The organism is Chitinivibrionales bacterium (genome assembly GCA_014728215.1).
Lineage (GTDB): Bacteria > Fibrobacterota > Chitinivibrionia > Chitinivibrionales > WJKA01 > WJKA01.
Window position 1 is genome coordinate 20,476 of sequence record WJLZ01000185.1, and the last position, 13,890, is coordinate 34,365.

Annotated in this window: 15 protein-coding genes; 4 read left to right on the forward strand and 11 right to left on the reverse strand. The window is 46.9% G+C overall.

From position 1 onward, the window contains the following. Positions 1-14 precede the first annotated feature (14 nt). The 7 genes from GF401_16190 to GF401_16220 all read right to left on the reverse strand — a co-directional run bounded on the left by GF401_16190 (position 15) and on the right by GF401_16220 (position 6,541). Positions 15-707: a hypothetical protein gene (locus GF401_16190; GenBank protein MBD3346596.1), complete on the reverse strand. Its 693-nt coding sequence runs from the start codon at positions 705-707 to the stop codon at positions 15-17. A gap of 216 nt (positions 708-923) precedes the next feature. Beyond that, positions 924-1,385, reverse strand: a complete 462-nt coding sequence (locus tag GF401_16195; protein ID MBD3346597.1) for a DUF2383 domain-containing protein — start codon at positions 1,383-1,385, stop codon at positions 924-926. Between the two features lie 107 nt (positions 1,386-1,492). Then, positions 1,493-2,155, reverse strand: a complete 663-nt coding sequence (locus GF401_16200) for a peptidase M15D vanX D-ala-D-ala dipeptidase (GenBank protein MBD3346598.1) — start codon at positions 2,153-2,155, stop codon at positions 1,493-1,495. Positions 2,156-2,232: 77 nt separating this feature from the next. Beyond that, positions 2,233-3,327: a prolyl oligopeptidase family serine peptidase gene (locus GF401_16205; GenBank protein MBD3346599.1), complete on the reverse strand. Its 1,095-nt coding sequence runs from the start codon at positions 3,325-3,327 to the stop codon at positions 2,233-2,235. Positions 3,328-3,469: 142 nt separating this feature from the next. Next, positions 3,470-4,552, reverse strand: coding sequence for an acyltransferase family protein (locus GF401_16210; GenBank protein ID MBD3346600.1), 1,083 nt, complete (start codon positions 4,550-4,552; stop codon positions 3,470-3,472). 124 nt (positions 4,553-4,676) lie between these two features. After that, entirely contained in the window at positions 4,677-5,060 is a 384-nt protein-coding gene (locus tag GF401_16215) for a response regulator (protein MBD3346601.1), read from the reverse strand. Positions 5,061-5,101: 41 nt separating this feature from the next. Next, a complete protein-coding gene (locus GF401_16220; protein ID MBD3346602.1) occupies positions 5,102-6,541 on the reverse strand; it encodes an AAA family ATPase in 1,440 nt (479 codons plus the stop codon). 514 nt (positions 6,542-7,055) lie between these two features. Between GF401_16220 and GF401_16225 the strand changes: the two genes are divergently transcribed. Both GF401_16225 and GF401_16230 read left to right on the forward strand, forming a co-directional pair. Then, entirely contained in the window at positions 7,056-8,036 is a 981-nt protein-coding gene (locus GF401_16225; protein MBD3346603.1) for a sodium:calcium antiporter, read from the forward strand. Between the two features lie 176 nt (positions 8,037-8,212). After that, on the forward strand, positions 8,213-8,785 hold the full coding sequence (locus GF401_16230; GenBank protein MBD3346604.1) for a methyltransferase domain-containing protein: 573 nt from the start codon (positions 8,213-8,215) through the stop codon (positions 8,783-8,785). Between the two features lie 153 nt (positions 8,786-8,938). On the opposite strand, the gene GF401_16235 is transcribed toward GF401_16230, so the two are convergent. From GF401_16235 to GF401_16245, 3 genes are all read right to left on the reverse strand, one after another. Continuing rightward, the gene (locus tag GF401_16235; protein MBD3346605.1) at positions 8,939-9,199 is read right to left on the reverse strand and encodes a hypothetical protein; all 261 of its coding nucleotides are present in this window, start codon (positions 9,197-9,199) and stop codon (positions 8,939-8,941) included. A 13-nt stretch (positions 9,200-9,212) separates the two neighbouring features. Then, complete coding sequence (locus GF401_16240) at positions 9,213-9,674, reverse strand: arsenate reductase ArsC (GenBank protein MBD3346606.1); 462 nt, start codon at positions 9,672-9,674, stop codon at positions 9,213-9,215. Between the two features lie 276 nt (positions 9,675-9,950). Next, positions 9,951-10,502, reverse strand: coding sequence for a hypothetical protein (locus GF401_16245; protein ID MBD3346607.1), 552 nt, complete (start codon positions 10,500-10,502; stop codon positions 9,951-9,953). Between the two features lie 207 nt (positions 10,503-10,709). Here GF401_16245 and GF401_16250 point away from each other — a divergent pair, with 207 nt between their 5' ends. Then, positions 10,710-11,663, forward strand: a complete 954-nt coding sequence (locus tag GF401_16250; GenBank protein ID MBD3346608.1) for a DUF362 domain-containing protein — start codon at positions 10,710-10,712, stop codon at positions 11,661-11,663. A gap of 397 nt (positions 11,664-12,060) precedes the next feature. Here GF401_16250 and GF401_16255 read toward each other — a convergent pair whose 3' ends face one another. Then, positions 12,061-12,672 (reverse strand): hypothetical protein, encoded by a 612-nt coding sequence (locus tag GF401_16255; GenBank protein ID MBD3346609.1) that lies wholly within the window; start codon positions 12,670-12,672, stop codon positions 12,061-12,063. A gap of 258 nt (positions 12,673-12,930) precedes the next feature. On the opposite strand from GF401_16255, the gene GF401_16260 reads away from it, so the two are divergent. Then, the gene (locus GF401_16260; protein MBD3346610.1) at positions 12,931-13,854 is read left to right on the forward strand and encodes a hypothetical protein; all 924 of its coding nucleotides are present in this window, start codon (positions 12,931-12,933) and stop codon (positions 13,852-13,854) included. Positions 13,855-13,890: the final 36 nt, after the last annotated feature.

Below are 13,890 nucleotides of genomic sequence, written 5' to 3' on the forward strand. Positions count from 1 at the left end.
ATCAATATATCGTGTCAGCCATCCAGCGATCGTTTTGTATTGAATGCCATCCAGTAGGGAATCGAAGCAGTGTGTAATGCCCAGGAGGGGCTCATCTGAGAGAAGCAATCGGCCATCAGGCGCCGGGACTCAATCCCCCTTTCTTTATACCAGGCACGGTAAAAATCGGCAGTCGGCGCACTGAGTGATTCAGGATGATCGAAATACAGTCGGCAGACATTATAGCCATTGCGTTCGGCAAACACCCCGATGTCTTCATCAAGGTCTTCATCAAACCCCCACTCGGCTTCCGGGGCAACGACCTGCTTGAGATCGGGCATTTTCCAATAATGGAACCGGGAATTCTCTTCGGCAAGAAATTGTTTTACCCGGGGGCCGCCGTCGACATATTCCCGTATGTCGGTATCACCAAATCCGCCAACCTGAAAAAGGGAACGAGCTCCCAGGGAAAAGGAAGGCCACTTATAAGTACATTTCAATATTAAAATTGTTCCTCCCGGTCTCAGCGTACGGATGATATAGTTCTTATACTCCTCTCCCAGGCGCAGGCGTTTTACACGGATAAGCGCAACTTCATCGAGAAGATAACGGTCCTGTACCGGATCATGAATCAGATGTGCCATGATATCGCGTGAGCGTTTTACTATATGATGCCCCGGCATGCGGGCCCACAAGTGTTCTTTGTAAAACGACATTGATTGATTCATCTGGAAGTCCGGCATGGCTGAGTTTTTCAACAGCCGATTTTGCCGGATCGTAATTACGAAATGTGCAGAAAATCCTGTGCATTACGAACCTCCCCTTGTGTGTAAATGCGGGTAAGACAATTTAAACCGATACATACTTTTGTTCGGCTGCTTTTTCGGCTGCATTTGATCCTCAGCCAACAACGGGCCGGTTAAATACCGGCCCGATTTATCCGGCTAAACATGGGTCTTCTGCTCCCAGGTGCGCTTTTTGAGTGTCTCCTGGATGTATTTGAGATGCTCCTGTTCATCAGTAAAATTACGCTGGATTACCTCGTGTACCTCCTGAGGGACATCCCATTTTCGAGCATCACCATAGGTCTTGTTGGTAAGTTTTTCATTTTGTTCCATGGCCTTGAGCGCCTGTTCGGTTCCCATTCTGCTTCGCAGTGCGGTCATGCCTTCAATGAAATATCCTTTAATATCACGCGTCAGCTCCGGCGGTTCTTCTCCCATATCGAGCAGAAGCGCTGAAAGATCATCGATATGACGTTCATGATCTTCCTGATACCGAATGAGTTGTTCCTGAATATCAGGATCCTCAACTTCGTCAATAGCCTGGCTGTATCCATGAGATGCATCGATATCGATTTTTATTAATGAGACTAAATGTTCAGTTATTTGTTTTTCTGATTCCATTTGATCCTCCTTTAATAGAGTGCTCATATTTCTTGGTAAGTCAATACGACACCTGCGGACAAAAAAATCCGCCGGTGACTCAGATAAGAATGCAAATTGCATGCCATTTATTCAACGATATCATATCGTTTACGCACGGCTTTTTTGTCGAAGGCATTAAAATGCCACCATTCGATTGCAAGGGGGAGAAACCCTGCTTGAGTCATGGCATCACGAAGGATATGACGGTTGGCGACTTGCTGTTTTGTGAGACGGCCTGATTGGAGATATTTTTTTTCGAGTCGGGGCTGGGAAAGGGGGCCGAAGTGATCGATGGGACATCCCATGTCGAGGCGGATGCCATTTGTATCGGCAATGGTGACATCGACCGCGCAGCCATAGTTGTGCATGGAGCCCCATTTCGGATTGGCGACATAATTTTGCATGGCTGTATTTTTCACCAGATTCCACATTTTCCGCTGCACCCGACGAGGCCGGAATCCATCAGCCACAAGAATTCTCAAATGAGGATACTTCTGTTTCAGATATGCATTGGCAGCAGCCAGTATTTCTGCAGCCGGACGGCGGAGGTAACATTTTTTTAAACCACCATAAACATCGGCTTTCATGAAATTATCGGTACCGCCGTATTTGAGTTCCACTCTGATTGTCGAATCGAGGGTGCGAACATCCACAAACCCCAGGCCAACAAGTTTTCTTTCATAAGCTGCGCTGTTGTCCTTGAGAGGAACTGTTTTCGAATACGCCGGTTCGGCCGCGTTGAGATGCAATAGGGAAACAAAAATTGGAAGGATAGTAAAAAATGAAAAACCGGTTAATCTCACTGGCAGATAGCCCCTTTATGCGTTTAATCTTTTTTTTGCTTGCTTAACCAGAATAACCCTGCATTATAAATTACATCGTGACGGCCGTCGAATATTTTCAGGATTGCATTACGCGATTTTTTCTCGAACAGCACGTATCGTCCGGCATCGGTATAGAGACTGTCGGCAAAATATCCTGTCATTGCAGGAGGGAGGCGGTGATTTTTATCGATAAAGGTATAATACTTTTCCGGTATTCTATCACGTCGATAGGCGAGATCATTAAATGCCCTGATCGAATGACTCGGGGGAACAAAATTATCTTCGATCCCCGTTGCGATATAGACATGCACCTCCTTTCGCCGGGCGTTACTCAGATAGCTGCTGACACTCCGTTTTCGACACTCCTTTTCAGCGCTGTTTCCGTTAACCGGCGGTCCGCCACAGGAATTTTCGATATATCCCGAATAATCGTGCCGTGCGCCTTTTGTGGTCTGATACCATTCCACCAGATCGTAGACCGGCACCCAGGCTGCGGCCGCTGTCCATAACTCCGGATACCGCCCTACCATAATAAGGGTAGTCATCGCCCCGCCCGAGAATCCCGTAATGTAGACACGGGTTGTATCAATCCGGGCATTTGCTTTTGCCCAGGCCAAGGCATCTAAAATATCCTGAATCGCAAGCTCCGATGCCGTTGATTTCGGATTGGTATAGGCTCCCCGGTAATCGGGATGAATAAACACCCAGTCGTTTTTTTCCGCCCATACTCCATAGGGGATGCTGAAATGCTGCATATAATCAGCGCTCCAGGAATGGAGCACCAGAAGCAGTGGTTTTGTATGTGATGATCCTGAGTTATAAAACAGCGCCCGCTGCATGGTGCTGTCGGCAGATGATCGTATTGTAATTTCCTCCACTCCCTGCGCCACCGTTCGCCATGCCCGAGCCTTTGACATCCGGGCTAAGGAGGAATACGCAATTTTGTAAAAGGTTTTATATCGGTCTTCCCTCAAAAGCTCAAGCTCCGATTCATAACCGTTATCGGGAGCCGAGATCAGGAAAATCACCAGAAAAATAAAGTGTTTAATCATATTATTTCTTACCCTTTCATCGTCATCGTTTTGTGACCTTGTCATAATCTCGCACAGTGAGACGAAGAATCTGTTATCATTTTTTCGAGCACCAGGAACAAGGATGATTTACAGTAAATGGTCTCAGAACCCTGATCTTCAACTATCAACCTTTAACTTTTAACCTTCACCTTGATCATACGCCCCCTTACGGCACAATCCACTTCACCCCCGGTACTTTTCTGATCACGATTATTATCATAAGCGAAATTGCGAAAACGACTCCTGCGAAAACCGGCACTCCAAGTGCCAGGGGCAATGATGATTTACTGAAACTGAAACCGGCCAGACCCCGCAGAAGCATCGAAATAATCATGGCATGAATCAGATACATTCCCGGCACACATGCAGCAACGGCAATGGTTATCTGGTATCCTTTGGGCTTCACATGATCTGCAGTTACAATGCCCTTTCCTTTCATCGCCAGAAATATGCTCAGCGCCATAACTATGACATTGATACTGTAATAATCGTAAAAGAGTGCATCGAACGTGCCGCCGTTGCGCACGATAGTCAGGTACCAGGTCCCCACCGTTGTAGCTCCAAAGGCAACGAACCATGCAATAATAAGCAGCAGCCGCTGCATAGGGGTTGGAACAACATCCCGAAGTGCACGGCCCAGCACAAAATAGCCAAAGTAAGCAAAAAGCGATTCGGCATTTCGTACCGTTGGATAGATACTGAAATGGTAAAATGATTCGACCATGGGAAGAAGGGAGCCGAATAGTACCCATAAAATCAGGAAATAGAGAACACTCCGAGTGCTTGCATGCTGCATGTAAACATTAACGATGGGCGCAATCAGGTAAAGTCCGATAAGAATATACAGAAACCACAAGTGGTAATAGACAGGTTCCAGAAATATGAGCGTAAAGAAATTTTTAAAAGCGAGGGGCTCATGGTTGATATAAATGCGCCACAAGAAATACAATCCACTCCAGACAAGAAAAGGGATGAGTACTCGACGAACCCGGCGGCGGAGAAACCGGCCGAGAAGAGAGCCGTCCGCCTTATCAATAAGAAATGTACCGCTTAACATAACAAAAACCGGAATACACCATCGGGCTGCCGAATCGTAGAGATTGCCGATCCACCACGCAGTACTTCCCACCTTCTGGTATCTCACCAGAAGCGGTGCGGCACTATGAATAAGGATGACTGCAAATAATGCGGCGATTTTCATAATCTCCGGCCAGAGAAGGCGATCCGTTTCGTACGTATTGGAGTTCATACGTAAAGGGAGTGCAAATTCTGTGCCCCCGGTAGGATCAGCGGATTGGGGGTGAGGATCAGAGGCCCACGGGGGAAGAGGGGGTCAAAGATCAAAGGTGGGGGATTTTTTCATAACCTCAACCTCAATTTTTCCTGCACTTGTTTTTACGAATAGCCATTGCTTTATCGATGGTTTCCAGGAATTGCTTGCGGCGGAATGATTTATGGAGAAAAACATCCCAGAGGTCATCACGGTCTTCAACCCTGGTAACTGAACTTATGAGAATAATCGGGATGTTATGGCAATGGGTTTCGGAACGGATTTTTGAAATAAGCTCGACACCGTCAAATACCGGCATCATCAGATCGGAAATGAGAATATCGGGACATTTATTCGATGGATTGCTGATCCATTCCCAGCATTCCTCTGAATCGGAAAAGGTTTTTGTCGTATAGCCGTTTTTTTCAAGAATCAAGGTGAGTACTTCGAGCATCCCCCAATCATCATCAACAATAGCAACCATCATAACAGGATTATCCCTTTCACAATATAACTACATATTACATTTTAGAATTGAATACTGGATCCATGCAACAATTCCTCCGTTTTTTCATCAATGTCGCAAATGCTCATCCCGCCTTTATCTATCCGGAAGCTTCTCGTGTTGGCGTGATACTCACTCTCCCGCATTTTGACAATTGAAAGAAACCTGCACATGTGCGCTTTATTTCTGAGATAGCGAAGGATAATTGTCGAATCGATGAGTTGATCGGTAAATTCGATCTGTCCCACGAGCTGAGGCGGTGTGAAAAGCGGCATGTTTTTGCTGATAAGCGTCGTTGCGCGGCAATCGCGAAGATGAGCCAGAAAGGCCGAAAAGAAGAGCGGTATCCGTTCCGAATAGATCGCGGCCATAGCAAAGCCTTCAATGCCATCGATAAACACCCGCATTTCCCCTTCACCGTTACGAGTTTTCAGAACATTGATAAGCCGCTCAGCCAGAGCATCGAGAATAAGCTCATGGGGAGCTTCCCAGAGCATATGAATTTTCCCCTTTTCGGTCATCGAGCGAAGCGGCATATTTAAACTATCGGTCTTGCGCAGTAGTTGTGACGGCGTCTCGAGGAACCCCATATATACTCCCTCCTGCCCCCGACACGCGCCTTCCAGAAGAAAGGAAAGTCCAAGGGTGGTTTTTCCCACGCCCGGCATGCCCACAATGGTTGTGCTCGATCTTACAGGAATGCCCCCACCCATCATTTCATCCAATCCCCCGACACCGGTCGACATACGGGAAGAGTTGCCGTTCTCGACTATACTTAACGGAACAATTTTTGATTCTATCTGCGGATACACCCGGAGCCCCTCGCTCGACAACTCCACTTCGTGCCTCCCGGCCATAAACGCGCTTCCCCGGGTCTTGTGAATCGTGACCTGCTTGGTGGCCCGGGGGCCGAGAATAATATCCGAAAGCTGGATAATGCTGTCGACAACGGTTAACGCCGGATCAGGCTGCGGCTGCTTGTTTGTCAGGATTATCGTACAGGTGTGCATCTGTCCCAGCGACCTGATTTGCGTTATCAGATCCACGAATTCAAATTTGGAATTTGCCTGGTATAGGGCATTCCCTATTCCTTCAAATATAAAAATGTCTGCCTGCTTTAGCTGAATCGATTCACTGATCATCTTAATCAGGCTCCGTACCCCATGCTTTTTTATCTGTCCCTGGGCCATTATGTAATAGAGTGACCCCGGAAGGCAATCTTTATCGTAAAAGGTAAATGGATCCAGATGGGAAATAATTTCGTTGGGGCTCTCGGTGTGTAGGTTGAGATACAGACACTGCATATTCTGAGCCTTGATACAGTTAAAACATATCTGATGACACAGAATAGTTTTGCCTGTGCCGGGGGTGCCGTATATAAGATGTGTATCATTGGCAATAAGACCGCCCATCAGTATTGTATCAAGCCCTTGGATTCCCGTTGGAATTCGTTTGGTGGTCATATGGTGTAATCTCCATTGTTAAAATCGAAACTCAATCCAGATGCATCTTTTTTGCAGGATAAAATCTGCAAAAAATCGATTGAAGATAGCCGGTGCAATTACGATGCATGAGTGTGATTCGAAAATCTCACCCGTGATTTCAACCATGTTCCTGATTTTCACCTGCAAACAGCATGCCTGTATTCCCTCTGCGGTTGTCACGAGCAGCTCCTCCAACAGGCTAATTTCACCATGCGTGTCGGTATGCTTCGTCCCGCCCTTACAAAATCAATGTATCAGATCAGCGCAACGATTCAGTGCCGGGGTAACAAGGCGGGTACACACCAGGAAATCCCCGAACTGAAGGGCTATACTGAGCGCACCTCCTCTCTCCTTTCATTGGCACGATATTTGTAGACAATTGCAGTTTATCACTACAAAGCTGTATTTCCATCAGCCGCTTCTCAGAAAGGTTGATCTCATGTCCACCATAGGTTCGCAATGGCCGGTATTTGCCCATATACTCATCATTTGTATTGCAGCAGTGGCTATCGGTATTCTGGGAACTCATCTGAGTACAGTCGCCGACCGTCTTGCCGATAAAACCGGTATGGGTGAGGCCCTGATGGGCGGTATTTTTTTAGGCGCAAGTACGTCACTGTCGGGCATAACTGCATCAGCAGTTGCGGCCGCGCACGGTTATGCCGAACTGTCTCTTTCCAATGCTATCGGTGGTATTGCGGCACAGATGCTCATGCTTGTCGTTGCGGATCTGGCCTATCCCCGTGTCAACCTGGAGCACGCCGCAGCATCGGTGGAGAGCATGATGCAGGGAGCACTTCAGATAACCATGCTCGGCCTTTTGCTCTTTGCATTTATCGGTCCTGATTTGTCGATGTTCGGTATTCATTACATGACACCGATTCTTCCTATTACCTACATAGCCGGCATGCACTATATCTCCCGAGGCCTGAAAAGGCCCATGTGGCAGCCGAGGATAACATCAGAAACCAAAACCGATGAGCCCCAGGAAGCGCCCCAGGAGGGAAAATCACTGATAAAAATCTGGATCAATTTTATCGCAACCGCCATGGGTATTATGGCATCGGGGTGGGCACTCACTGTTGCAGCTGAGGGCATTGCTGAAAAAACGGTCCTCTCTCAAAGCATTATGGGTGGCCTCTTTGTCGCGGTGACAACATCCCTGGCCGAACTGGTGACATCAATCGCTGCAGTACGTCGAGGCGCGCTTACCCTTGCGGTCAGCGGTATCCTCGGGGGCAATGCTTTCGATGCCCTCTTTGCTGCTATTGCCGATGTTTTCTATCGTGACGGTCCGATCTATGCTGCAGTATCGAAACGTGAAGCCGGTCTTCTGGCAATTACGATTATTATGTCGGGTCTTCTTTTACTCGGTCTCCTTCGAAGAGAAAAACGGGGAATTGCCCGAATCGGCTTTGAAGGGATCGGAATTATTATTGTATATGCGGTGGGGATTGTTGTGTTGGCGAGGTGAGGTGGAAACAGGGGTGAAAGGTTAAGGGCAAAGATGAAAAGAAACGAGGAACGTAGACGAAAATCGTGGCTTAAGAGAAGGCTGGTCACCGGCCGATGTGAGACAGATGAATACGGTGATGTATTTTACGATCACCGTCACCGAATACCGATCATTATCAATGGGAACATTTCGCAATGAGCAAGATATTCAACCCCGAAAAAATGCATCGTCTTGACAGTAAGAACCGTAGACAGCTTATACCGCCCCAAAAAGTGCTGAAAATGCTCGATCTCAAACCCGGTGAGACCCTTCTGGATATCGGCGCTGGAATCGGCTATTTCGCTATTCCGGCGCTCGAATTTGTGGGCAATACAGGAAAAGTCATTGCAGCCGATATCTCCTCCGTGATGCTCGATGAACTCAAACGGCGGTCGGGAACCCGAAAAAACCTTGAGACCCTCCGGTGCAGCCCCGATGCGATCCCTCTACCGGACAGCAGTGCAAACACAGTACTTTTTGCATTTGTCTATCACGAAATAGATGATCGGGTGGCCTACCTCAAAGAAATCCATCGATTGCTAAAGGACAACGGAGAAGTTGCAATTGTTGAATGGGACACGGTTGTATCTCCCGGAGGCCCGCCGCTTAACGACAGACTGGGAATGGACAGGGTGATTTCCGAAACACAAAATGCGGGACTCGTCCTTGTTAAAGGTGAAAGAATTAACGAGTATCAGTATCTTGTCCTTGCAAAAAAAAAGTACTGATCAGAACACTGTCACAGTTTCTACTTGCGCGGATGTACTGCATGATTGTTCCGGAATCCTCTGTTTCGGGCGACCCGACGAGTATCGGTACGGTTGAATTATCTCTGCATCGGCCCGGCTCCGATCCGGTAGATGTTGGTATCACCAGAAAGTTTATGGTTTTTCCTTTGGGAACCAGTTTTTGGTATTGGTGCAGATTTTTACGAGCATAAACATGACCGAGACTTCGATTATTGTAACCGGTGTCAGGAACGGAAGGAACCTTTTATTGAACCATTCCTTTCCCTTAGCAGTGATTATCCATTTCCTAGAGAAATATCCGGCCAGAATGCACAAGCCCACCCAAAGCGTTAAATAGCGCTCGAAGACGCTTTTCATTTTTCTTTCTTCAACTAATGTGACATCATAGTCCATTATGATTCTCCATTCATTCTCTGTTCAATGAATCCGGCAATCTTTCCACAAACCACCGTATTTCATCACGTACCCGACGGTAGACATCAAGTTTTTCTTCTTCGCTTTGCACATCCTTCGCAAGCCTCGGCGGATCATCGAAACTGACATGATACCGCTTGACCTTTCCCGGAAAAACCGGGCAGGATTCATTTGCCGCATCGCACACCGTAATAACCCAGTCGAACTCAATGTTTTTGAATTCATCGAGATGTTTTGACCGATGGCCCGAAATATCAACCCCGGCTTCGGCCATTACTTTCACCGCATATTCATTGAGCCCGTGTGTCTCGATACCTGCCGAAAAAGCGTCGATACGGTCGCCTTTAAGATGACGGGCCAACCCCTCAGCCATCTGACTCCGGCAGGAATTCCCGGTGCATAAAAACAGGACTTTCATAGTACTCCGCTTTATCCTTTCCGTTGATTGGTACATAACGATTCTGGATTTACCGCTTTGATCTTTTTCAGTCTTCGTTCATCAGCTCTGACTGTTGTATCATTTTCAAGAAATTCGAAAATGGTTTGGACCGTTTTTGATTCCAGTGTCTGCTTTTTGAGACATCGGCGTTTTATCTTTCGTTTTTCGCCACATATCGAAATATAGGATATGTAGAAAACCGGTACAAATCATATCATATCCTTCAACCGGCATTTTAAAATCCTTGATATTTGAGGGTTAAAAATTGAGGAGTGAAAGTTTGAAAATGCCTTACCACTTACCCTGCCCCTTAGTTCGATGGATATAATCATAACAAACCCCTGCCCCAAGAGCATACACAAAATGAAGCACTCCATCAATAGCGAGCGCCTTGCGGCTCCATTGCCAGGGCGGAGAAGATATTTTCATCCATGGAAGGATCATCATGCCGGTTATCCAGATCTTTAGAAAATGGATAAAAGTTGCAGGTATACCCCGTATTGCAAAGAGCGACAGTATTCCCCGGGGAATTCCCCAGATTATCCCGTAAAACCAGTGGACCATATTCCCGAACCGTTTTCCTTTGGCGTTATTGATCGGTCTCACCCCAAGGACAATTTTCCCTGCTTTTTCGGGGGTATTGCTTGGTTTACGATCGGTTATTTTCATTTCTAAAAGTTGTGCGACGGTGATTGCTGCAGTCCCGGTAAGCCCTGCCAGAAGCCCCTGACCGATTGCACACCCGAGTTGCCCCAGAGCATCACCAAGGCCGCATGCACGCTTCTTCTTTGGCCGTCCCCAGGAAACAGCAAAATATTTCGTTTCCCGCTTTTTCTTTTTCATAGCTCTCTCCTTTTGTAGGCAATGGAATTGTAGAGTAAGGGAGTATTGGTATTTCTCAGTGTCAGCTTTAATCTCAGAAATCAGCACTCAGCCATATTTTCCCAGATCGTTGTCTCCAATCGAATATCCCTCAACCCCAACCTGCAAACCACATGCCACCGCTTTAGCCTGGAGACCGAAAACCTCTCCGGTCGGAAGCTTTATGGCATGAAGATTGCGCCTGTTAAGGGCAATGAGAACGATATACTCCAATCTGAAGGAGGACACACTATGGCATCAAAAGTATCGATAGCACACAATCCCGATATTGCAAAGAGCGTTCCCCAGGCACTCGATATGCTGGGGGATTTAAGTGAGCTTTTTAAGGGCAAACACGTGGCGATCAAGCCAAACGATACGTGGGTGTCACCGGATGATACTACCGCCTGCACCCAGGCCGACACGGTACAAGCCGCGATCCGGTATGTCAAACAGTTCAGCCCGCGGGTCATAACGATTACCGGTGGCTCGGGTGACGGACAAACTGATGAGGTTTTCCGTATTCTGGGAATCGATCGTATAATCAGAGAAGAACGGGTTGCCTTTTTTGACCACAACCGCCCTCCCTTCGAATCGGTGAGGCTCGATTCCGGCCCTCAGGAGGAGGTCATGGTCAATCCCCATATATTTTCCTACGATACCCTTGTTTCTTTGTCGCAGCATAAGGTACACAAGCATGCAACCGTTACGTTGACAATGAAAAATATCGGTATGTCTTATCCAGCGGCCGATTATTACGGGCATCCGCGCAGCAGGGGGTTGAATCCGCACAATTTCTTTGATGATCTCCATGGGTTTATCGCCGCCATGTGCAAACGATTTCCGCCGCAGCTGGGAATAATCACAGGCCATCCGGCCATGACAGATACCGGCCCGATCGGGGGATATACATTCGAATCGGACCTCGTTGTGGCCGGAACCGATTTCGTTGCAACAGATACAATCGGTGCATGGCTCTTAGGAAAAGAACATGTTGCCCATATCGAACAGGCTGCACACCTCGTCCTGGGAACGGCCGACATGAAGCAGATCGAGATAGCAGGGATGCCCCTCGATGATGCCCTGCAGATTATGACCGAAAAAATTTCGGCTCCGGATGTTGCCGATATTCAGGGTAAGTGATTCTGGGACTAGTATGGAATTGCTATGCTGAATTCCGAGCCCTATACCTGTCCAAAAGTAACGTGGATTTATTGTTTATTGTTTCTGGAATTACGATTGCAGGTACAGGGCTAATCGATGTCTTTCTTACAGTTCTTCATTATGAAGCCGGGAGTTACTTTTCCCGCATCGGCTACCGAGTAGCATAGAAAATCATCCGGAAAGTGGGATTTCTGTTTTCAACGCACTACCGCCGAAACACCTACACCCTTACGGTGCCATTTTTTAATGACCCTTACCTTCTTTCTGTGGTTGTCCCTGGTAATCGTAGGATTTGCCTTTTTGTATATGGCAGGGATGGAGACCGGCATTCCCCTGATATAATCAAAGACAATCAGAAAAAAAGATCCCATCACGATCATCTAATCATCGCCCCCATGGAAAGCGCGTGCTGGAACATTGTATAATGCATGCGGGTCTGGTAGAGAATGTCGCCAAGTATCTGCTGCACTTTTTCATTTTCCGCATTTTCAATCAGCCATTCATATTCGGGTATCAGCTCCTGCTCAAGCTCCATTCCCGTCCGGAGTGCATCCCTTCCCGAGGTCGTGTTTACCAAGGTAGGAATCGAATCGGGCACCTGCTTGCCGAAGGCCCGGTAAAGATCAGAAATCCATTCGATATGATTTTCTTCCTGGGGTATTACCATATTATAGGGCATGTGCATCGCATAGGCCTCCGCATCTTTCTGATACTGCTGTTTTGATAACCGTTCCCTGGCCAATACCTTATCGAGCCGGTTAATCCAGAGTTCGCTTTTGGGTGCGGGAAGCGTATCGGGAATCACCGGCCTATAGTAGTCGGTGCCGTCCCATGCCCGCCCGCACATGGGACAATGACCATCCATATCACCGTTCGATCCATGACCATGCCCCCGTCTTCCATGGCCGTGCATCTGGGCAGAAACAACAAATCCCGCAAGAATCGCAAGCAGTGGTGATAGTTTCAATAAGCCGGTGTAAAACTTCATTTCTTCCCTCCCTCCGATTCAAAGCGCACATTTTATCATTTTTAATAACTGCAATTTTCATAATCGATAAAAACTTAAACATATCGTTTATAAAGGCATTTTGTATCTGAATAGTTTGCGGCATAATGAGCAAACAACATGCCTCAAGTATTTGGAAGGACAATGATCTATCCAATCTAACGTAGTACATTACTAGATAAAAATCGTGTGAATCCGAATTTTTGCATGCTTTAAACGTAGCAAAGAATTTTGGCAACTATGAAAGCAAAAGAATATATACTCGCAATTATCGCAGGAATGGCAATGGGTATCCTCCTTGTCCATTCTCTAACAATGATTATTCGTGAGTTTTTTCACTGGCACGAAGGATATTGGCATCTCCATTGGTATGAGATTCCGGATGCGATCAACCAGGCCTATTCACTTGCCCATCTGCCTAATGCGATCACCTATGGTATACTGACTTCCATAGTTTTTTATCTCTGGCGGAAATCCAATACTACCTATCGACGGATTGCCGGACAATCACTAAAGTTTGCCCTTATCGGCCGTGAAGCATCAACGATAATCCACGACATTAATAATCCTGTTTTCGGCATCCAGATGTTCGTCGATATTTTGAGGGAAGAATTGAACGATACAGAAAAGCGTGATATTTGCCAAAAAATAAAATCGAGTGCAGAACGAATTTCGGGCCTTGTTGCGGAAATAAAGACACTGGCGTCAAGTGACGGACAAATGATTATAAATAAAATGCCGAACAGAATGGACCAGCTTACAACAAAGGTATCGGAAGACCTCCGTCTTCATGCCAAACTGGAGATCGACCGGAGCCTGGCAAAGGAAGTGCCTGTTGATCCACTCTACTTTGAACGTGTACTTTTAAATATTATTAAAAATGCCGATGATGCTCTGCGTGGTCGACATGGCGGCGTTATTCGCCTCTCCCTTCATTCTGAGAAAAACCGTGCCCTTATCTGGATCGCCGATAACGGCCCCGGCATTCAGCCTTCGATCAGAAAATGTTTATTTGAGTTCGGCGTAACCCACGGCAAAAAACATGGCACCGGCCTAGGTCTCTATGCAGCACATCGTATTACAGAAGCTCATGGCGGAACGCTAATGCTGAAGGATAGCAGCAACAGAGGCACCATTTTCGAAATATCCCTGCCATTAACCTGATTAAATGTCGTACTGAGCCCAGTCAACAACGTATTT

Bases quoted from the DNA above. Each gene is read 5' to 3' on its own strand.
- GF401_16245 (MBD3346607.1), bottom strand. From the start codon at position 10,502: ATGAAAAAGAAAAAGCGGGAAACGAAATATTTTGCTGTTTCCTGGGGA.
- GF401_16190 (MBD3346596.1), bottom strand. From the start codon at position 707: ATGAATCAATCAATGTCGTTTTACAAAGAACACTTGTGGGCCCGCATG.
- GF401_16240 (MBD3346606.1), bottom strand. From the start codon at position 9,674: ATGTACCAATCAACGGAAAGGATAAAGCGGAGTACTATGAAAGTCCTG.
- GF401_16260 (MBD3346610.1), top strand. From the start codon at position 12,931: ATGAAAGCAAAAGAATATATACTCGCAATTATCGCAGGAATGGCAATG.
- GF401_16230 (MBD3346604.1), top strand. From the start codon at position 8,213: ATGAGCAAGATATTCAACCCCGAAAAAATGCATCGTCTTGACAGTAAG.
- GF401_16195 (MBD3346597.1), bottom strand. From the start codon at position 1,385: ATGGAATCAGAAAAACAAATAACTGAACATTTAGTCTCATTAATAAAA.
- GF401_16255 (MBD3346609.1), bottom strand. From the start codon at position 12,672: ATGAAGTTTTACACCGGCTTATTGAAACTATCACCACTGCTTGCGATT.
- GF401_16220 (MBD3346602.1), bottom strand. From the start codon at position 6,541: ATGACCACCAAACGAATTCCAACGGGAATCCAAGGGCTTGATACAATA.
- GF401_16210 (MBD3346600.1), bottom strand. From the start codon at position 4,552: ATGAACTCCAATACGTACGAAACGGATCGCCTTCTCTGGCCGGAGATT.
- GF401_16215 (MBD3346601.1), bottom strand. From the start codon at position 5,060: ATGATGGTTGCTATTGTTGATGATGATTGGGGGATGCTCGAAGTACTC.
- GF401_16235 (MBD3346605.1), bottom strand. From the start codon at position 9,199: ATGGACTATGATGTCACATTAGTTGAAGAAAGAAAAATGAAAAGCGTC.
- GF401_16205 (MBD3346599.1), bottom strand. From the start codon at position 3,327: ATGACAAGGTCACAAAACGATGACGATGAAAGGGTAAGAAATAATATG.
- GF401_16250 (MBD3346608.1), top strand. From the start codon at position 10,710: ATGAAGATTGCGCCTGTTAAGGGCAATGAGAACGATATACTCCAATCT.